This window comes from Novosphingobium album (ex Hu et al. 2023) (genome assembly GCF_022832385.1).
GTDB lineage: Bacteria > Pseudomonadota > Alphaproteobacteria > Sphingomonadales > Sphingomonadaceae > Novosphingobium > Novosphingobium album.
Genome location: NZ_JALHLE010000019.1, coordinates 106,968 through 122,285 on the forward strand (window position 1 = coordinate 106,968; position 15,318 = coordinate 122,285).

Genomic DNA, 15,318 nt, shown 5'->3' on the forward strand with positions numbered 1-15,318 from the left:
ATCAGCCGACCAGTTCGATGATGTCCTTGCCGAACAGGTCCTCGTCGGAAGGCAGGACCTTGAGTTCGGGCAGCGGCTTGGAGACCCAGGTCTCGTTGATCAGGTCGCGCCAGGTGACGTTGTTGTTCGTCGCGTTGCCGCCCCACGAACCGCAACCCAGCGAGAAGGTCTGGCGCATGCCGTTCCACAGGTTGCCCGAGTTCGAGGCCGACTGCGGCTGGTTGACCATCACGCGGCTGGTCTTGGTGTGCATGGCCAGCTTCATGATGTTCTCGTCGGACTGCGAGTAGATGCCGCAGGAGTGGCCCTGGCCCTGGTAGGCCTGGATCGCATTGGTCAGCTCGATCGCCTCGTCCAGATCCTTGGCGCGGTAAAGCGCCATGGTCACGGTCATCTTCTCGCCCGAGAACGGGTGCTCCTTGCCGTGACCGGTTTCGGGAACGATGAAGAAGTTGGTGCCTTCGGGGATCGTAAAGCCGGCATAGTCGGCGATGAACTGCGGCGACTGGGCAACGACCTTGGCGTTGATGTGCTCGCCATCTTCCCAGATCGCGTTCTGCAGCTTGGTCTTGTCCTCACCGGTGATGATGAAGCCGCCCTTTTCCTGCAGCTTGCCCAGCATCTTGTCATAGATCGCGTCGAGCAGAATCACGGCGTTGTCGGACGAGCACGAGGCAGCATAGTCCAGCGTCTTCGACAGCAGGATCTTGGCAGCTGCGTCGTCGAGGTCCGCGGTATCATCGACGGTGATGACCGCATTGCCCACGCCCACGCCGAGAGCCGGAGTGCCCGACGAATAAGCCGCTTTCACCATCGGCGTGCCGCCAGTGGCGAGAATGCGGTCGCACTGCTTCATGACTTCGTTGGTCTTCTCGACCGAGGGCTGCTCGATCGGAATCACGAGATCGGCAGGCGCGCCCATCTTCACCAGCGCTTCTCGCATCAGGTTGCAGATCTTGGCGTTGACGAACTTGGCGCGCGGGTGCGGGCAGATGATGATCGAGTTGCGGCCCTTCACGGCGCTGATCGCCTTGATGACCGGGGTCGCCTCGGGGTTGGTTGAGGGCGAGAGCGCACCGATCACACCCACCGGCTTGGCGATCTTCACGAGGTTGCGCGCACGGTCTTCCTCGATCACGCCCACCGACTTGTCATGGATGATGTCCATCAGCGTGGCGCGGGTCTTGATCGAGATCTTCTTGAACTTGCCCTCGTAGTTGCCGAGCTGGGTTTCCTCGACAGTCTCACGGGCGATTTCCTCGTCCATGCCGGGCTTGCAGACGGCATAGACCATGCCCTTGATCCAGGTATCAACCTGTTCCTGTGTTGCATTCTCGATCTGCTGCTGCGCGGCGCGCGAGCGGGCAACGAGCTCGGCAACTTCAGCCGCAACGGGGGTTTCTGCTACGAGTTCTGCGGTGGCCATGTCCATGTTCCCTTGGCATTCCGGCGCCCCGGAATGGCGGGTCGCCGCGGTTTCTCCAGAATTCCAGTCGGCCGGCAGCAGTGCCCCGGACGATACCGTACACCCCAGACCCCTGCACTTTTGGCCGCCCGATGGCAAGCCGTTTAAGCGAGCGATTAAATTGCCTCCACCTGCAATTAAGTGGAGGTGCAAACGCCCGGTTCACCGGGCCTGTGTTGTGCTGCCCTCACGACTCCTCTTGCTCCCGGCGCCCTAAACCGGCAGGAAGCCGCAACGATATCGTGGTGGCGCACTCGTTCGGATATGCGGTGTATATTTCACCATTACGAATCGCGATGAGTTGCTTTAACCGGTACTTGCCGCCCGTAGGCCGCGCGAGTCGAAACCTGTCGGGGAGACTATTGCACGTGAGTGAAGCCACTATCGATCCGGCCGCCTTCCGCAAAGTTCTGGGCAGCTACCCTACCGGCGTTTGCGTCATCACCGCACTCGACGGGGAAAAGCCTGCTGGCATGGTCGTTGGCACCTTCACCTCGGTCTCGCTCGATCCGCCGCTGGTCGGCTTCTTTCCGGACAAGTCCTCCTCATCCTGGCCGCTGATCGAAAAGGCCGGGCACTTCTGCGTGAACGTGATGGGCAGCGACCAGCAGGACGTGTGCCGTTCGGTTTCGGCCAAGGGCGATCAGAAGTTCGTCGGCGTCGAATATGTGATCTCGGACCACAACCTGCCGATCATCGGCAACTCGATCGCCTGCATCGAATGCAAGCTCTACTCGGTGACCGAAGCGGGCGACCACTGGTTCGTTCTCGGTCAGGTCCTGCGCATGGAAACCGTGCGCGAAGACGACCCAATGCTGTTCCACCGCGGCCGCTACGGCGGCTTCGCCGAACGCATGTGAGCCATCGCCAGCGCAACATCGCCAAGGCGGCTTGACTTCGAGGTGAGCGATACTGCTCAGGTGTTCAGCATCTGACGCATTCACTTCGGGAGAGAGCTTCCACATGACACGTTCCCTCAACGGCCGCGTAGCGGTTATCACCGGCGCCGGCTCGGGCATGGGCCGCTCGATGGCCCTGCGCCTTGCTGAAGATGACGCCAGGATTGCTATCTGGGATATCAATGGCGCGGGCGCAGAGGAAACTGCTCAGATGGTGCGCGATGCCGGTGGCACCGCGATCGCCATCGAAGCCGACTGCTCCGACAAAACTATGATCAAGGCCGCCGCTGACCGGACCCGCGCCGAACTCGGCAAAGTCGCCATTCTCATCAACAACGCCGGAATCGCGCCGTTCACCCCGTTCCTCGAAATCACCGAGGAACTGCTGGAGCGCGTGCTGCGCGTCAACCTGATGGGGCCGTTCTTCGTCACCCAGGAATGCGTACCCGACATGATCGAGGCCAAGTGGGGCCGGATCATCAACATCACGTCCTCCTCGGTCCAGTCAGGCTCGGCCCTGCAGACGCACTACACGAGTTCCAAGGGTGGCATGTTGGGCTTCACCAAGTGCCTGGCCATGGCGCTGGGCGAACATGGCATCACCGCGAACATGATCCCGCCGGGCTCCATCGACACCCCGATGCTGCGCGCCGCCGAGATCATGCAGAAGCCGGGCGCGATAGAGGCCTATGGCAAGGCTCTGCCCGTCGGCCGTATCGGCACCGGCGAGGACATCGCAGCCGCAGCCGCCTTCCTCGCTTCGGAAGAAGGCGGCTACATGACAGGCCAGACCATCAGCGTGAACGGCGGCCGCTACATGGGCTCTGCCTGACCTCTGTCAAAACGATACGCCAACCCTTGCAGCATGCCGGGGCAGCGCTACCAAGGGGCGGTCATGACCGCCCCTTTTCGTATCGAGCTCGACAGTGCCACCCTCATCGGGGAACGGCGTGAAGGCAATGGCATACCGCTGGTGCTGGCGCATGGTTTCGGTGGTTCGCGGCACGACTGGCAACCGCTGATAGACGCCCTTCCCGGGGACCTGCCGCTCATCACCTACGATCAACGCGGCTTCGGCGATTCCACCGGGACACCGGACGTACCGTTTTCCCATAGCGACGACCTCCTGGCACTTCTGGACAGTCTCGGCATCGTACGGGTAGACCTCTGCGGCATGTCGCAGGGCGGCGCGATGGCGCTCAATTTCGCGCTCGATCACCCGGATCGGGTTCGCCGGCTGGTGCTTGTCAGCCCCGGCATGGTCGGCTGGTCATGGTCGGAGGAATGGGTCGGCCAGTGGAAGCAGGTGGGACGCGCAGCCCGTGCAGGCGATATGGCTGCGGCCCGCGACCTGTGGTGGCAGCACCCGTTTTTCGAACCGACCCGCAAGAGCAGCGCGGCTGGTCTCCTGCGTGCTTCGATCGATGCCTTCCACGGCCAGCAATGGATCAGGGACGACCAGCAACGCGAACTGCCCGACGTCGACCGGCTGACGGATCTTGCGGCGCCGACGCTACTACTGACCGGCAGTTTGGATTTTCCCGATTTCCGGCTGATCGCCGAACTGATCGAAGGCGCCGGACAGAGCGTGGCCCGCATCGATCATGCCAATGCGGGCCATATGCTCATTCTGGAGATCCCCGGCACGATCGCCGGGGAAATCGTCTCTTTCCTCAGTACTTGAAGCTCAGCTCCAGACCGTAGGTGCGCGGTTCACCCACGGCCGCAGCGTTGTGGCCGAGCGCCGCGGCCAGCGTCATGCCACCCACGAAGTATTCCTTGTCGGTCAGGTTCTTGGCGAACAGCGCCGCCGAGAAGTTGGAACCGGCGATGTCTGTCCAGTCCAAACGCGCATGGACCAGCGCATAGCCCGGCAGGCGCGTGCCCGGCGCGATCGAGGCGGCCGCATTCGAGAAGTACTGCGCGCTCTGGCCATAGACCTCGCCGCGCAGCGACACATCGCCCATGTTCTCGCCCACCGGCACCGAGATCTGGGCATAGGCCGTGCCCGAGAACTTGGGCGTGTCGCCCACCGGCCCGTAGGAATAGGGATTGCCGAAAAGCTCGATATTGCCGTTGGTGAACTTGGCATTGGTGTAGGCCATCGAACCACCCAGCGTGAGCCACTCGGCCGGCCGCACAGCGCCCTGTGCCTCGAAACCCCAGATGCGGCTCGAAGGCACGTTCGCCGTCACGGCGATCGAGGCAAGGCCGCCCGGACCGTCCGGATCAGGGAACTCGACGCGCTGCACGTCCTGAATCCACTGCACGAACACGGCAGAAGCAAAGTTGGCGGGGCGGCCGAACAGATCACCCGAATACTTCACACCGCCTTCGATGTCCTGCGTGTGCTCTGAATCGAACAGGTTGCCGCCCCCAGTTGCCGTCGCGGTAACCGGCGGAGCCGCTCCGTTGAAACCGCCCGAACGGAAACTGCCGCGCGTCTTCAGGTAGGCGAACCATTCCGGAGTGACCTTGTATTCCAGCCCGACTTCCCAAGATGGATCGGAGAAGGTCTTGTGCTGGCCCGGAAGGCCGAAGGTGTAAGTCGCCTGCGGAAGTTGCTCGATCGAGACGCGCTCCCATGTATAGCGCAGGCCACCGGTCAGCTTGAGATCGGGAATGACCTCGTAGGACAACTGGCCATAAAGCGCGTCCGTCTTGTTCCGGATGCGGAAGTTGTTGGTGACATAGCTCGGCGCGAGCACCGGCGAGACGTCGAAATAGGTCTGGGGCCAGAGCGTATCGCTGCGCTGGCGCTGCATGTAGTAGCCGAAGATGTATTCCAGCTTCCCGTCCATGGTGTCGCCAAGCAGTTGTGCTTCCTCGGAGACAGAACGGACCTTGAGCTGGTTGCCGTACTGGTCCGCAGCGGCGTTAGCGGTAAGGATGGTGACGAACGGCGCGCCGAGCTGTGGCTGTTCCGAACGGGTCTTGGAATTCGAATAGCCGAAGATGTTGCGCAGCGTGGCGCCGCCGCCGAGTTCGATTTCGGTGGTATTGGTCACGAACCAGTCCTCGCCGTGGTGGCTGGCACCACCCGGATGCCGGGTCTTGTAGGGTCCGATCCGGCGCTGCTCATCAACATAGGCGATCAGCCCTGGGGCATAGGCATCGGGATGCGCGGCCAGATAGGATGCCCAGAGGCCATCGACTCCGAATGCGGCATCCAGCCCCGGTCCGAACAGCAGGCCTGCACCGCATGTCAGCGCGTAACCATTGTTCGTGTCTCCACAGCCATAGACGCTGTAGGTGTAGGACGCGCCTGTATTGGTCCCACCGGTCTTGGTGTACTGCGCCATCGTGGTGTTGGTGATGCCATCGGCCGGCTTGATCGTGAGCGTCATGCGGCCGCTGTCACGCTTCACGTTCCCCAGCCGCTCGTTGTTGAGCAGGTTGCGGATATAACCGTCCTTGCGCACGGTATCGAACGCGAAGCGCATCAGCAAGGTATCGTCGATCAGCGGCAGGTTCACCATGCCTTCGACTTCGTGCATGTCGTAATTGCCGATACGCCCGCGCAGCGTGGCCTTGAGATCGTTCACCGGCTTGGCCGAGTTGTAGAGCACCGCGCCGCCGGTGGCATTGCGGCCGAACAGCGTGCCCTGCGGCCCCTTGAGGACCTGCACGTTCTCCAGATCGTAGAACGAGGACGCGCCATTGATCGTCAGCGGCACTTCGTTGAGATAAGCGATCACGGCCGAAGGCGAGCCGGAGAAAGTATCCGCCGTCTGCCCGCGGATCGAATAGGTCAGCGAGTTGTTGCCCTGCGTCTGGCGGATCGTCAGGCCCGGCGCGACCGTCTGCAGATCGGAATCGGTGTGCACGCCGCGCTGGATCAGGTCGTCATTGCTCAGTGCGGTGATTGCTGCCGGGACAGTCGAAAGCGTCTCGTCGCGGCGGCGGGCAGTAACGATGATTTCGCCGTTGGACGCGCCCTCTTCGCCAGCAGCCTGCGCGAACGCCGTATCTGCACCGGATAGGAACGTACCGGCCGCAAGCGCGGCCAACATCAGTTGCCTCATGGTTTCCCTCCTCATTTGGCGCGCTCTTCCGACGCGCCTCTTCTTCAAAACTTCCCTGCGTCCCGATTTCGGGGACCAATTATTCTTTCATCGCCGCAGCGCGCGCATCCATGATGTCGCGCAAGTGGTTCACCGGATCGCCCACCGTCACGCCCCCCTCGACCGGAAGAACCGCGCCCGTCATGTGGCGCGACTTGTCGGTCGCCAGGAACAGCGCGACATTGGCGCAATCCTCCGGCTCACCCCGCCGCTTTATGAGCTGGTTGGACAAGTAGACGCCGTTCACGCCCTCCTCGATCCGTGCTGTGACATCGCTGTCCGCGCCCTCCTGCTTGAACGCGGAAAGGTCGGTTCGGACGTGACCCGGCACAATGCAGTTCACACGGATGCCATACTGGGCAAGATCGATCGCGGAGGACTTGCTGAACTGAACCAGCGCCGCCTTCGATGCGCGGTAGGTCATCATTGCCATGCCCGCGAGCGTGCCCGCGATCGACGAGGTATTGAGAATGATCCCGCCGTTCCCGCGCGCTGCCATGACGCGGGCCGCGTTTCTGGTTCCAAGCATCGGCCCAAGAACATTGACCCGCATCACACGGTCGAAATCGTCAAGCTTGTCATCAAGGAAACTGGGGTAGGCACCGCAAGACATACCGGCGTTGTTGAACATGATGTCCAGGCCGCCAAAATGCTCGACGGCAAAGTCAACGACGGCCTGCATGTCCTCTTCGCTGCCGACATCGGTGTGATGATACACTGCCGCATCACCCAGCGCCGCGGCCAGAGCCTCGCCCGCCGCATCCTGAATGTCCGCGATGACCACCTTCGCGCCTTCGGCCACGAAGAGTTCCACGGTTGCCCTGCCAATGCCGCTGGCGCCGCCGGTGATGATGGCGACCTTGCCAGCCAGTTCCTGTGCCACGTCCGTGCCCCCCGGTCCGCTCTCAGCGCGCTTCGAAGGTGATGGGCAGCGATTCGATCGTGCGCGTGGCCACCGTCGGTGTGTAGGTGATCTCGCTTTCGGCGATCGCCAGCTTCATGTTCATCATCTGCTTGACGATCTCACGCGCGGCGACCTTCACTTCCATGCGGGCCAGCGCCAGCCCGATGCAGCGGTGCGGCCCGCCGCCGAACGCGACGTGGCGGCCAAGGTTCGGGCGGGTGATGTCGAAGCTGCGCGGTTCGGGGAACACCGTCTCGTCGTCATTGCCGGACCCGTAGACCAGCAGCATATGCGCCCCGGCGGGGATCTTGGTGCCGTTTACGACCACGTCCTTGGTCGTCATGCGCGAGAGCGCACGTACCGGCGGTTCGGCGCGGAGGTGCTCCTCGATAAAGCGGTTGAGCTGGCGTTCGTCATCGACAACGCTTTCGAGCAGTTCGGCGATGCCCGGTTTGGTCGTCAGCACGTAGAACAGGTTGCCGATCGCCGTCGCCGTGGTGTCGTTGCCCGCGATCAGCGTCGCGCGGCACAGCGAAACCGCCTCTTCGAAGGTCAGCTTTTCCTTGGTGCCGTCGGCATTGGTCACTTCTGCATGAACGAGGTCGGAAATCATGTCCTCGGTCGGATTTGCTTCCTTTTCCTTCATCTTGGCGATGAGGTAGTTCTGCAGATCCGCAATCTGCTGGGCATTTTCCAGCATCGTCTCGCGGGTCTGCATGGCACCGATCTGCGCGGTGACCGCGACCGACCAGCGCGAGATCTTGTCCTCCATCCCCTGGTCAAGGCCGAGCTGTTCGACGATCACGCGGATGGTCAGCGGGATGGCGATGTCCTTGACGGCATCGCACTTGCCGTTCCCTTTGGCCACAACATCGGCGATCAGGTCATGCACGACGGCGGTGATGCGCGGCTCCAGCTCCTTCACGCGATGCGCGGTGAAGGCGTTTTCCATCAGTTTGCGGATACGCGTGTGATAGGGCGGGTCCGACATGATCGCGTCGGGGAAGTAACCGCCGCCATGCTCACGCAGGTAAGCCTCGAACTCCTCGCGCATGCCGCGCGCCTGCTGTTCCGAATAGCCGTGCTTGACGGAAAAGGTGATCGGATCGGACTGGACAGCCGAGATATCCTCGTGCCGGGTCACCAGCCAGGAGCCCAGCTTCTCGTCGAAGTGGATGGGGTCGCCATGACGCATCGCGCGGTAGAAGTCGCGCGGCTGGGCCTGGATTGCCGTATTTGCCAGCGTGCCTTCCTGAAGCAGAGCCGCCTCTTCGGGGGTAAGCTCAAGCCGCTCCGAAACGCGGTCCTCGGTGGTCTGTGTCGCCATAGTGCCGTCCTGTCATCCTGCTCTTGGGCTGCGCCATTACCTTTGGCCGTCGCAGCGCCGATCTCTTGACCGTTCTATGAACGCCACACCGTCAAGCCGCCATGCCCGCCTTCGAAGCCGCGCTTGCCCCCATCTGCAAAGGCGGCAATGACACCGGCAACTGCGAACGGGCCGCAGCGCCGTGGTCAATAGGACGAAGCAGGCGCTACAGTGACCTCCAGCCCGTCCAGTTCCCGTGACATTTTGATCTGGCAACCAAGACGTGAATTGTCCTTCATCACGTCGGCGACCATGTCGAGCATGGCAAATTCAATCTCATCGGGATCACCGACCTTTTCCCACCACGACGGATCGACATAGACATGGCACGTCGCGCAGGCGCATCCACCGCCGCAATCGCCCATGATACCCGCCACGCCATGCTGCTTGGCGAGTTCCATCAAGCTGATGCCTTCCTCAACATCGTCGAAGGTCTGAGTCACGCCTTCGACGTCGGTCATGGTTACTTTCAGATTGCCCATTTTTCGCAATTTCCTCTCAATCCCGCAGACACCGCTCTTTATCCCGGCAAATGCGTCTTTCCTTGTTTCCATGCCTTAGCGCACGTCAGTTTGCAAAGGACCTGCTGCGCGCCGCCACTTGACTGGCGGTGAAGATCGCTCCTGCGCGCGCCGTCAGGGGAAACCGGTTCTGCATGGCCAGTCATTTGCCGCAGCAGCCTCCCAAACTACTTTGCAGTTCCCGAAATCGGCATCCAGCGCGGCCGCGCCCTGCCGGGCAATAAGGAGAGGAAACGTGGGCCGGACCCTGATCCAGAACGCCACGATATTCACAGCTGCCGGCACGGACACCTTCAAGGGTGATCTGGTGATCGAAGGCAACCGCATCGTCTCGGCCGGTTCAGGCGCAAAGGCGCTCCCGGGAGACGAGGTCATCGACGCCACCGGCTTGTTCTGCATGCCCGGCATGACCGAGGGCCACGCGCACCTGTCGTTCGAGAATGTCTGCGCCACCGAGGACTTGATCACGCCGAGCCCGGAAACCCAGGCCTTCACCACAGCCCGCGGCGCCAAGGCGCTTATCGAGGCCGGCTTCACGAGTGCCTATGGCGCATCCGAAGCCAAGCTCAAGCTGGCCGTGGCCGTGCGCGACGAAGTGAATGCCGGACGCCTGCCGGGCCCGCGCATCCGCGCAGGCGGCCTCGAAATCAGCGTGACCGGCGCTATGGGCGATGAAAGCAAGGCCCACAATCCGCGCGTCGGCCCCTCGACCATTGTCGATGGCGTCGAAGAAATGCGCAAGGCCGTGCGCCTGCATTGCCGTGAAGGGCTGGACAACATCAAGCTCGATGTCTCGGGGGACCCGTTCTATCCGAACACGCCCGGGCACACGACGCCGATGACCTTCGACGAAATCCGCGTCGCGGCCGAAACGGCCCACGCCTATGGCCGCAAGATCAACGCGCACACGCGCTCGATCGACGGCTCCAAATATTGCGTGCGCGCCGGTGTCGATGGCCTGTTCCATGTCGAATATTCCGACGAGGAGCTACTCGACATGATGGCAGAGGCGAAGGATCGCATCTTCGTCGTGCCGACCGTGGGCCTCTTTGCGCAGATCATGGCCGGAGAGGCCGCAGGTCATGGCCTATCGCCCGAAGTGGGCGGCTACATGAACATCCCCGAACTGCTGGAAAACTCGGTCAGAACACACACCGAACTGCGCAAGCGCGGCATTCGCCACCTGATCGGCGGTGACTACGGCTTCGGCTGGAGCCCGCACGGCACGCAGGGCCGGGACATCAAGTCGTTCGTCGATCTCTACGGTTATTCGCCCGCCGAGGCCCTGATCTGCGCCACCCGCAACGGCGGCCTTGCCATGGGCTACAACGGTGAACTCGGCACGCTGGAGGACGGCAAGCTGGCCGATCTCATCCTCGTCGAAGGCAACCCGCTGACCGACCTGTCCGTCCTGTCCGGCCCCGAAAAGGTGGCACTCGTGATGAAGGACGGAGCGATTCAGAAGAAGTCCCCCGCACTCGCCGCGAAGCAAAACACACCCGCGCTCGAACCCGCGGAATAAGGAGCATACCCAGATGAACGTCCAGACCGGCAAGATGCAGCCCGGAGAGGCGCGCCACCCCGACGTCAGCACGCAGGACATCATTGCGCGCGACCAGCACAAGGCCCCCGAATGGGTCGCCAGCGAGTCCTATGAATATCTCGGAAGCGAGGATATCGACACCAAGCGCTATACTTCCGCCGAATACATGCAGGAGGAATTCAAGCGCCTGTGGACCCGCACCTGGCAGTTCGCCTGCCGCGAGGAACACATTCCCGAAGTCGGCGACTACTATGTCTACGACATCGGCCCCTACTCGTTCATCGTCACCCGCGTGACGCCGACCGAGATCCGGGCCTACTTCAACGCCTGCCTCCATCGCGGAACCAAGCTGCGCGCATCGAACACCGAAGGCGCCGCCTCCGAGTTCAAGTGCAGTTTCCACGGCTGGTCCTGGAACATCGACGGTTCCAACAAGTCGATGCTGTGCCCCTGGGACTTCCCGCATGCCGATCCCAAGGAATACTCGCTGCCCGAGGCGCGGGTGCAAACGCTGGGCGGTTTTGTGTGGATCAACATGGACCCCGACGCGCCCAGCCTTGAAGACTATCTCGGCCCCAAGGCGCTGGAACACATCAAGGCGTGGAAGCTCGAAGACCGCTACATCACCTGCCACGTAACCAAGCCGATTCCCTCGAACTGGAAGCTCAACATCGAGGCTTTCATGGAGGCCTATCACGTGCCCGACACGCACCCGCAGGTCTCGCCGACCAACGCGGACGTGAACTCGCAGTATGACACATATGGCGAGCACGTGAACCGCTTCATCTCGACACTGGGTGTCGTCAGCCCCGAACATACCGGCAAGTACACCGAGCAGGACGTGCTCGACATGTTCACCGTGGGCGACAGCTCGATCGTCAAGGAAAAGCCGCAGGTTCCCGATGGCGCCACCGCGCGCCAGATGATGGCCGACATGTTCCGCGGCATGTTCGAACAGGCCACCAACACCGACCTTTCCAGCGTCTCCGACTCCGAGATCCTGGACTGCTTCAGCTATACGATCTTCCCGAACACCTTCCTGTTCCCGGGCATCTCGCTGCCGATGGTCTACCGCTTCCGCCCGAACCCGAAGAACCACCGCGAAAGCCTCTACGAAGTGCTGTTCCTGCGGCCCAAGCCCAAGGACGGCAGCTATGTCGAGACGGCCGAGCCGGTCCACCTGACGGCCGAGCAGTCGTTCTGTGACGCGGAAAGCATGGACCCGGGGTTCGGCGGCATTCTCGATCAGGATACCGACAACCTTTTCCTTCAGCAGGAAGGCGTGGAGGCTTCGGCCAAGCCGGGCCTGACGCTGGGCGACTATCAGGAAATCCGTATCCGCCACTTCGAGCAGGCCATCGACAAGTACATGGCGATGGATCCGAAGATCCCGAACTGGAAGGCCCTGCAGCGCAAGTGACCTTCCCGCTTCACGGCAGGACAATACTGGTCGCCGGTGCCTCCTCGGGCATCGGCGCCGGGTTTTCCCGGGCTATCGCAAAGGCGGGCGGCAGCGTGGTTCTTGGCGCGCGGCGGCTGGAACGAACGCAAGTGCTCGCGGCAGACATCGAGGCTGAAGGCGGCAAGGCGCTTGCCGTACCGCTCGACGTAACCGAACAAGCATCGGTGATCGGGGCCTTCGATGCGGCTGAGGAGCGCTTCGGCCTTGTGCATGGCGTGGTTGCCAATGCCGGGATCGGCACGGGCGGCCATGCCACCGACGTTCCGGCAGAAGGGCTGTCCGGCGTGCTCGATACCAACCTGCTCGGCAGCTATCTCGTCGCGCGCGAAGGTGCGCGGCGGATGATCGCATCGGGCAGTCGCGAGCGCGGTGACGGGCGTGTCGTGCTGATCGGCTCGATCACCGCGCAGCAGATCGGCACCGGCGATGCCATGTATGCCGCCACCAAAGCGGGCCTTGCCCACCTCGGCCGCCAGTTGGCCCGTGAATGGGTTCGCCAGGGCATCAACGTCAACACGCTGCAGCCGGGGTGGATTCCCACCGAAATCAACACAGAATGGTTCGCCAGTGAGCGTGGACAGGCCGATATCCAGCGCCTCCACCGCCGCCGCCTGCTTGACGCAGACTCGCTGGACGCCATGCTGCTCTACCTGCTCTCCGACGCCTCGCGACAGGTAACGGGTTCCACTTTCACCATCGACGACGGACAATCGCTGTAATGAATACTCCGGGCGCCCTCGCCGGCCTTACCATCATCGAAATCGCAGAGCGGGTCAGCGGTGAATATACCGCCAAGCTGCTGGCCGACCTCGGCGCCGAAGTCATCAAGGTCGAGCGTCCGGGCGGCGCCCCGACGCGCGGCATGGGACCGTTCAGGAACGGTGAAAGCGCCCTGTTCGCCTATCTCAACACCAACAAGAAATCGGTCGTGCTCGATCTGGACAAGGCGGAAGACCGGGCCGTGCTCGACCGGCTGCTGCTCCGTGCCCATGCCCTGATCGACGACCACGCCGAAGACTGGTGCACGCGCCGCCGCCTTTCGCAATGCACTGTCGCAGAAGCCTTCCCCGGTCTGGTTCACACCGTTGTCACTCCGTTCGGTCAGGGCGCACCCGCGGACATGCAGATCTGCCGTCCGATCAACGTCATCAACGCCGGGGGCTGGGCCTATCACAGCCCGAGCGAAACGCCGCCGGACAAGCCACCGCTCAAGGGCGCCGGGCGCTTCCTCTCTGACTACGAGGCCGGGATCGATGCAGCGCTCTGCACCCTGGCCTCGCTGCTGCGTCTCCGCCGAACGGGCGAAGGGCAGTTCGTCGACGTGTCCGAAGTGGAAGTACAGTTGAACCGCATCGACTGCGTGCTCGACCGGATGCTGGCGGGCGATGCCGATCCCAGCAACGAGCGGACAGCCTACGACATGGGCGGGCCGGGCACTTCCTTCGCCTGCGCGGACGGTCATGTCTTCCTGTTCATGACCACCCGCCATCATTGGAAAGCCTTGTGCGAACTCATGGGCTCTCCGGCATGGACTTCCGAATTTCGCGAGGATTGGCTGGAGTTCGACTGCACACCGCCCAATGTCGCCCGGTTCCGCGAGAACTTCGAAGGCTGGATCGCGCTGCAGGAAAAGCTGCCGATTACCGAGGCGGCGCAGAAGGCAGGCGTCGCCATGGTCCCGGTCAACACAGCGGCTGACCTTCCCCGCCACGAACAGTTCATACACCGGGAATTCTTCCAGACGGCCAGCCATCCAGCCTTCGGCGAGGTGGCCTATCCCGGTGCCTGCTACCGCATGAGCGCCACGCCTGTGCTGGTCCGTTCGCCGGCCCCCGCACTTGGCGCTGATCAGGAGGAGACCGTCCATGCCGCATCCTGACCGCCAGTTCATCGACCGGGGCGGCCCGCTCAAGGGCGTGCGCGTCATCGAGCTGACCAAGGTCTGGGCCGGGCCCTACGCCGGCAAGATGCTCGCCCATCTGGGGGCCGAGGTCATCAAGATCGAGTCGATGAGCAACCTCGACGAGATGCGTGCCTATGGCGGAGTGGATATCAATTCCGCCCCCTATTTCCTCTCGATCAATCAGGAAATTCTCTCGGTCCAGGTTAACATGAAGACCGCCGAGGGCCTCGATCTGGTCAAGAAGATGATCGCCGAAGCCGATATCCTGATCGACAACATCCGCCCCGGCGCGATGGAGCGCTCGGGCCTCGACTACGAGAGTCTGAAGGCCCTCAAGCCCGACCTCATCCAGTGTTCAATCAAGATGTGGGGCAACGACGGGCCGCTGGGCTATCAGACCGGCTATGCCCCCTGCTTCGCCGCGCTGTCCGGCCTCACCGCACTGGTCGGCCACGAGAGCGAAACGCCCAAGGGCATGAACATCCGCTATGGCGATTCGACGGCCGGGGCCTGTGCCGCGCTGGCCTGCGTCGCCGCACTGCACCATCGCGAGAGCACCGGCGAAGGCCAGTTCATCGATCTCTCCGCCGTGGAGACGATGACCAGCCTCGTGGGCGACAGCCTCTTTGCCTGGTCGGTGACAGGCGAGGTTCCCGAATCCGACGGAAACTTCCATCCCGAGATGTGCCCGCATGGCGCCTATCCAGTACAGGACGACGGCTGGACAAGTATCGCGGTGGCGAATGACGGCGAATGGCAAGCGCTGTGTGCGGTGCTGAAGGCCCCCGCCCTCGCTTCGGACGCACGCTTCGCCACGCCGGATGACCGGCTCGCCAACCGCCTTGCGCTCGATGCCGAACTGGCAGCACTCACCCGCAGCCACGATGCCGCCACGCTTGCCGAAAAGCTCAGGATTGCAGGGGTTCCCGCGTTCAAATCGATGAGTTCGATAGACCTGTGCACGGATGGTTTTCTGTGGTCGCGCGAAGCCTATCGCATGGTTACGGACCATCACGCGGGCACCCGCCCGATCATTGGTCCGTCCTGGCGGATGAGTCCCGATCAGGCCGAAGTGGAACGCGGTGCGCCGCTGCTCGGTGAGCACAACGCCTATGTCTACCACGAACTGCTGGGCTTGCAGGACGAAGAAATGGACGATCTGATTGCGCGCAAAGTGATCGACTGAGGAAG

General features: G+C 62.7%; 13 protein-coding genes. 8 read left to right on the forward strand and 5 right to left on the reverse strand.

Annotation, left to right across the window (positions count from 1 at the left end):
* Nucleotide 1: 1 nt before the first annotated feature.
* Complete coding sequence (locus tag MTR64_RS13085) at nt 2–1,426, reverse strand: aldehyde dehydrogenase family protein (RefSeq protein ID WP_243994525.1); 1,425 nt, start codon at nt 1,424–1,426, stop codon at nt 2–4.
* Between the two features lie 407 nt (nt 1,427–1,833).
* Between MTR64_RS13085 and MTR64_RS13090 the strand changes: the two genes are divergently transcribed.
* From MTR64_RS13090 to MTR64_RS13100, 3 genes are all read left to right on the forward strand, one after another.
* Nucleotides 1,834–2,325 carry a flavin reductase family protein gene (locus MTR64_RS13090; protein ID WP_243994526.1) on the forward strand — a complete coding sequence of 164 codons (492 nt, stop codon included), beginning with the start codon at nt 1,834–1,836 and terminating at the stop codon, nt 2,323–2,325.
* A 103-nt stretch (nt 2,326–2,428) separates the two neighbouring features.
* Nucleotides 2,429–3,196, forward strand: coding sequence for an SDR family NAD(P)-dependent oxidoreductase (locus MTR64_RS13095; protein WP_243994527.1), 768 nt, complete (start codon nt 2,429–2,431; stop codon nt 3,194–3,196).
* 63 nt (nt 3,197–3,259) lie between these two features.
* Entirely contained in the window at nt 3,260–4,048 is a 789-nt protein-coding gene (locus MTR64_RS13100; RefSeq protein WP_243994528.1) for an alpha/beta fold hydrolase, read from the forward strand.
* On the opposite strand, the gene MTR64_RS13105 is transcribed toward MTR64_RS13100, so the two are convergent.
* The 4 genes from MTR64_RS13105 to MTR64_RS13120 form a co-directional block, all read right to left on the reverse strand.
* Complete coding sequence (locus tag MTR64_RS13105) at nt 4,038–6,389, reverse strand: TonB-dependent receptor (protein ID WP_243994529.1); 2,352 nt, start codon at nt 6,387–6,389, stop codon at nt 4,038–4,040. The two genes, MTR64_RS13100 and MTR64_RS13105, sit on opposite strands and share 11 nt — an antisense overlap.
* Before the next feature lie 79 nt (nt 6,390–6,468).
* Nucleotides 6,469–7,311 carry a glucose 1-dehydrogenase gene (locus MTR64_RS13110; RefSeq protein ID WP_243994530.1) on the reverse strand — a complete coding sequence of 281 codons (843 nt, stop codon included), beginning with the start codon at nt 7,309–7,311 and terminating at the stop codon, nt 6,469–6,471.
* A 22-nt stretch (nt 7,312–7,333) separates the two neighbouring features.
* On the reverse strand, nt 7,334–8,659 hold the full coding sequence (locus MTR64_RS13115; RefSeq protein WP_243994531.1) for a cytochrome P450: 1,326 nt from the start codon (nt 8,657–8,659) through the stop codon (nt 7,334–7,336).
* A 185-nt stretch (nt 8,660–8,844) separates the two neighbouring features.
* Entirely contained in the window at nt 8,845–9,180 is a 336-nt protein-coding gene (locus MTR64_RS13120) for a 2Fe-2S iron-sulfur cluster-binding protein (protein ID WP_243994532.1), read from the reverse strand.
* 274 nt (nt 9,181–9,454) lie between these two features.
* On the opposite strand from MTR64_RS13120, the gene MTR64_RS13125 reads away from it, so the two are divergent.
* The 5 genes from MTR64_RS13125 to MTR64_RS13145 are packed head-to-tail and all read left to right on the forward strand — an operon-like array spanning nt 9,455 to nt 15,313.
* Entirely contained in the window at nt 9,455–10,741 is a 1,287-nt protein-coding gene (locus MTR64_RS13125) for a metal-dependent hydrolase family protein (protein WP_243994533.1), read from the forward strand.
* Nucleotides 10,742–10,754: 13 nt separating this feature from the next.
* Nucleotides 10,755–12,182 carry an aromatic ring-hydroxylating oxygenase subunit alpha gene (locus MTR64_RS13130; RefSeq protein WP_243994534.1) on the forward strand — a complete coding sequence of 476 codons (1,428 nt, stop codon included), beginning with the start codon at nt 10,755–10,757 and terminating at the stop codon, nt 12,180–12,182.
* Complete coding sequence (locus MTR64_RS13135; protein ID WP_243994535.1) at nt 12,179–12,943, forward strand: SDR family NAD(P)-dependent oxidoreductase; 765 nt, start codon at nt 12,179–12,181, stop codon at nt 12,941–12,943. The genes MTR64_RS13130 and MTR64_RS13135 overlap by 4 nt, the downstream gene beginning before the upstream one ends.
* Nucleotides 12,943–14,103, forward strand: coding sequence for a CaiB/BaiF CoA transferase family protein (locus tag MTR64_RS13140; RefSeq protein WP_243994536.1), 1,161 nt, complete (start codon nt 12,943–12,945; stop codon nt 14,101–14,103). Before MTR64_RS13135 ends, MTR64_RS13140 begins: the two co-directional genes overlap by 1 nt.
* Nucleotides 14,090–15,313 carry a CaiB/BaiF CoA transferase family protein gene (locus tag MTR64_RS13145; protein ID WP_243994537.1) on the forward strand — a complete coding sequence of 408 codons (1,224 nt, stop codon included), beginning with the start codon at nt 14,090–14,092 and terminating at the stop codon, nt 15,311–15,313. The genes MTR64_RS13140 and MTR64_RS13145 overlap by 14 nt, the downstream gene beginning before the upstream one ends.
* Nucleotides 15,314–15,318: the final 5 nt, after the last annotated feature.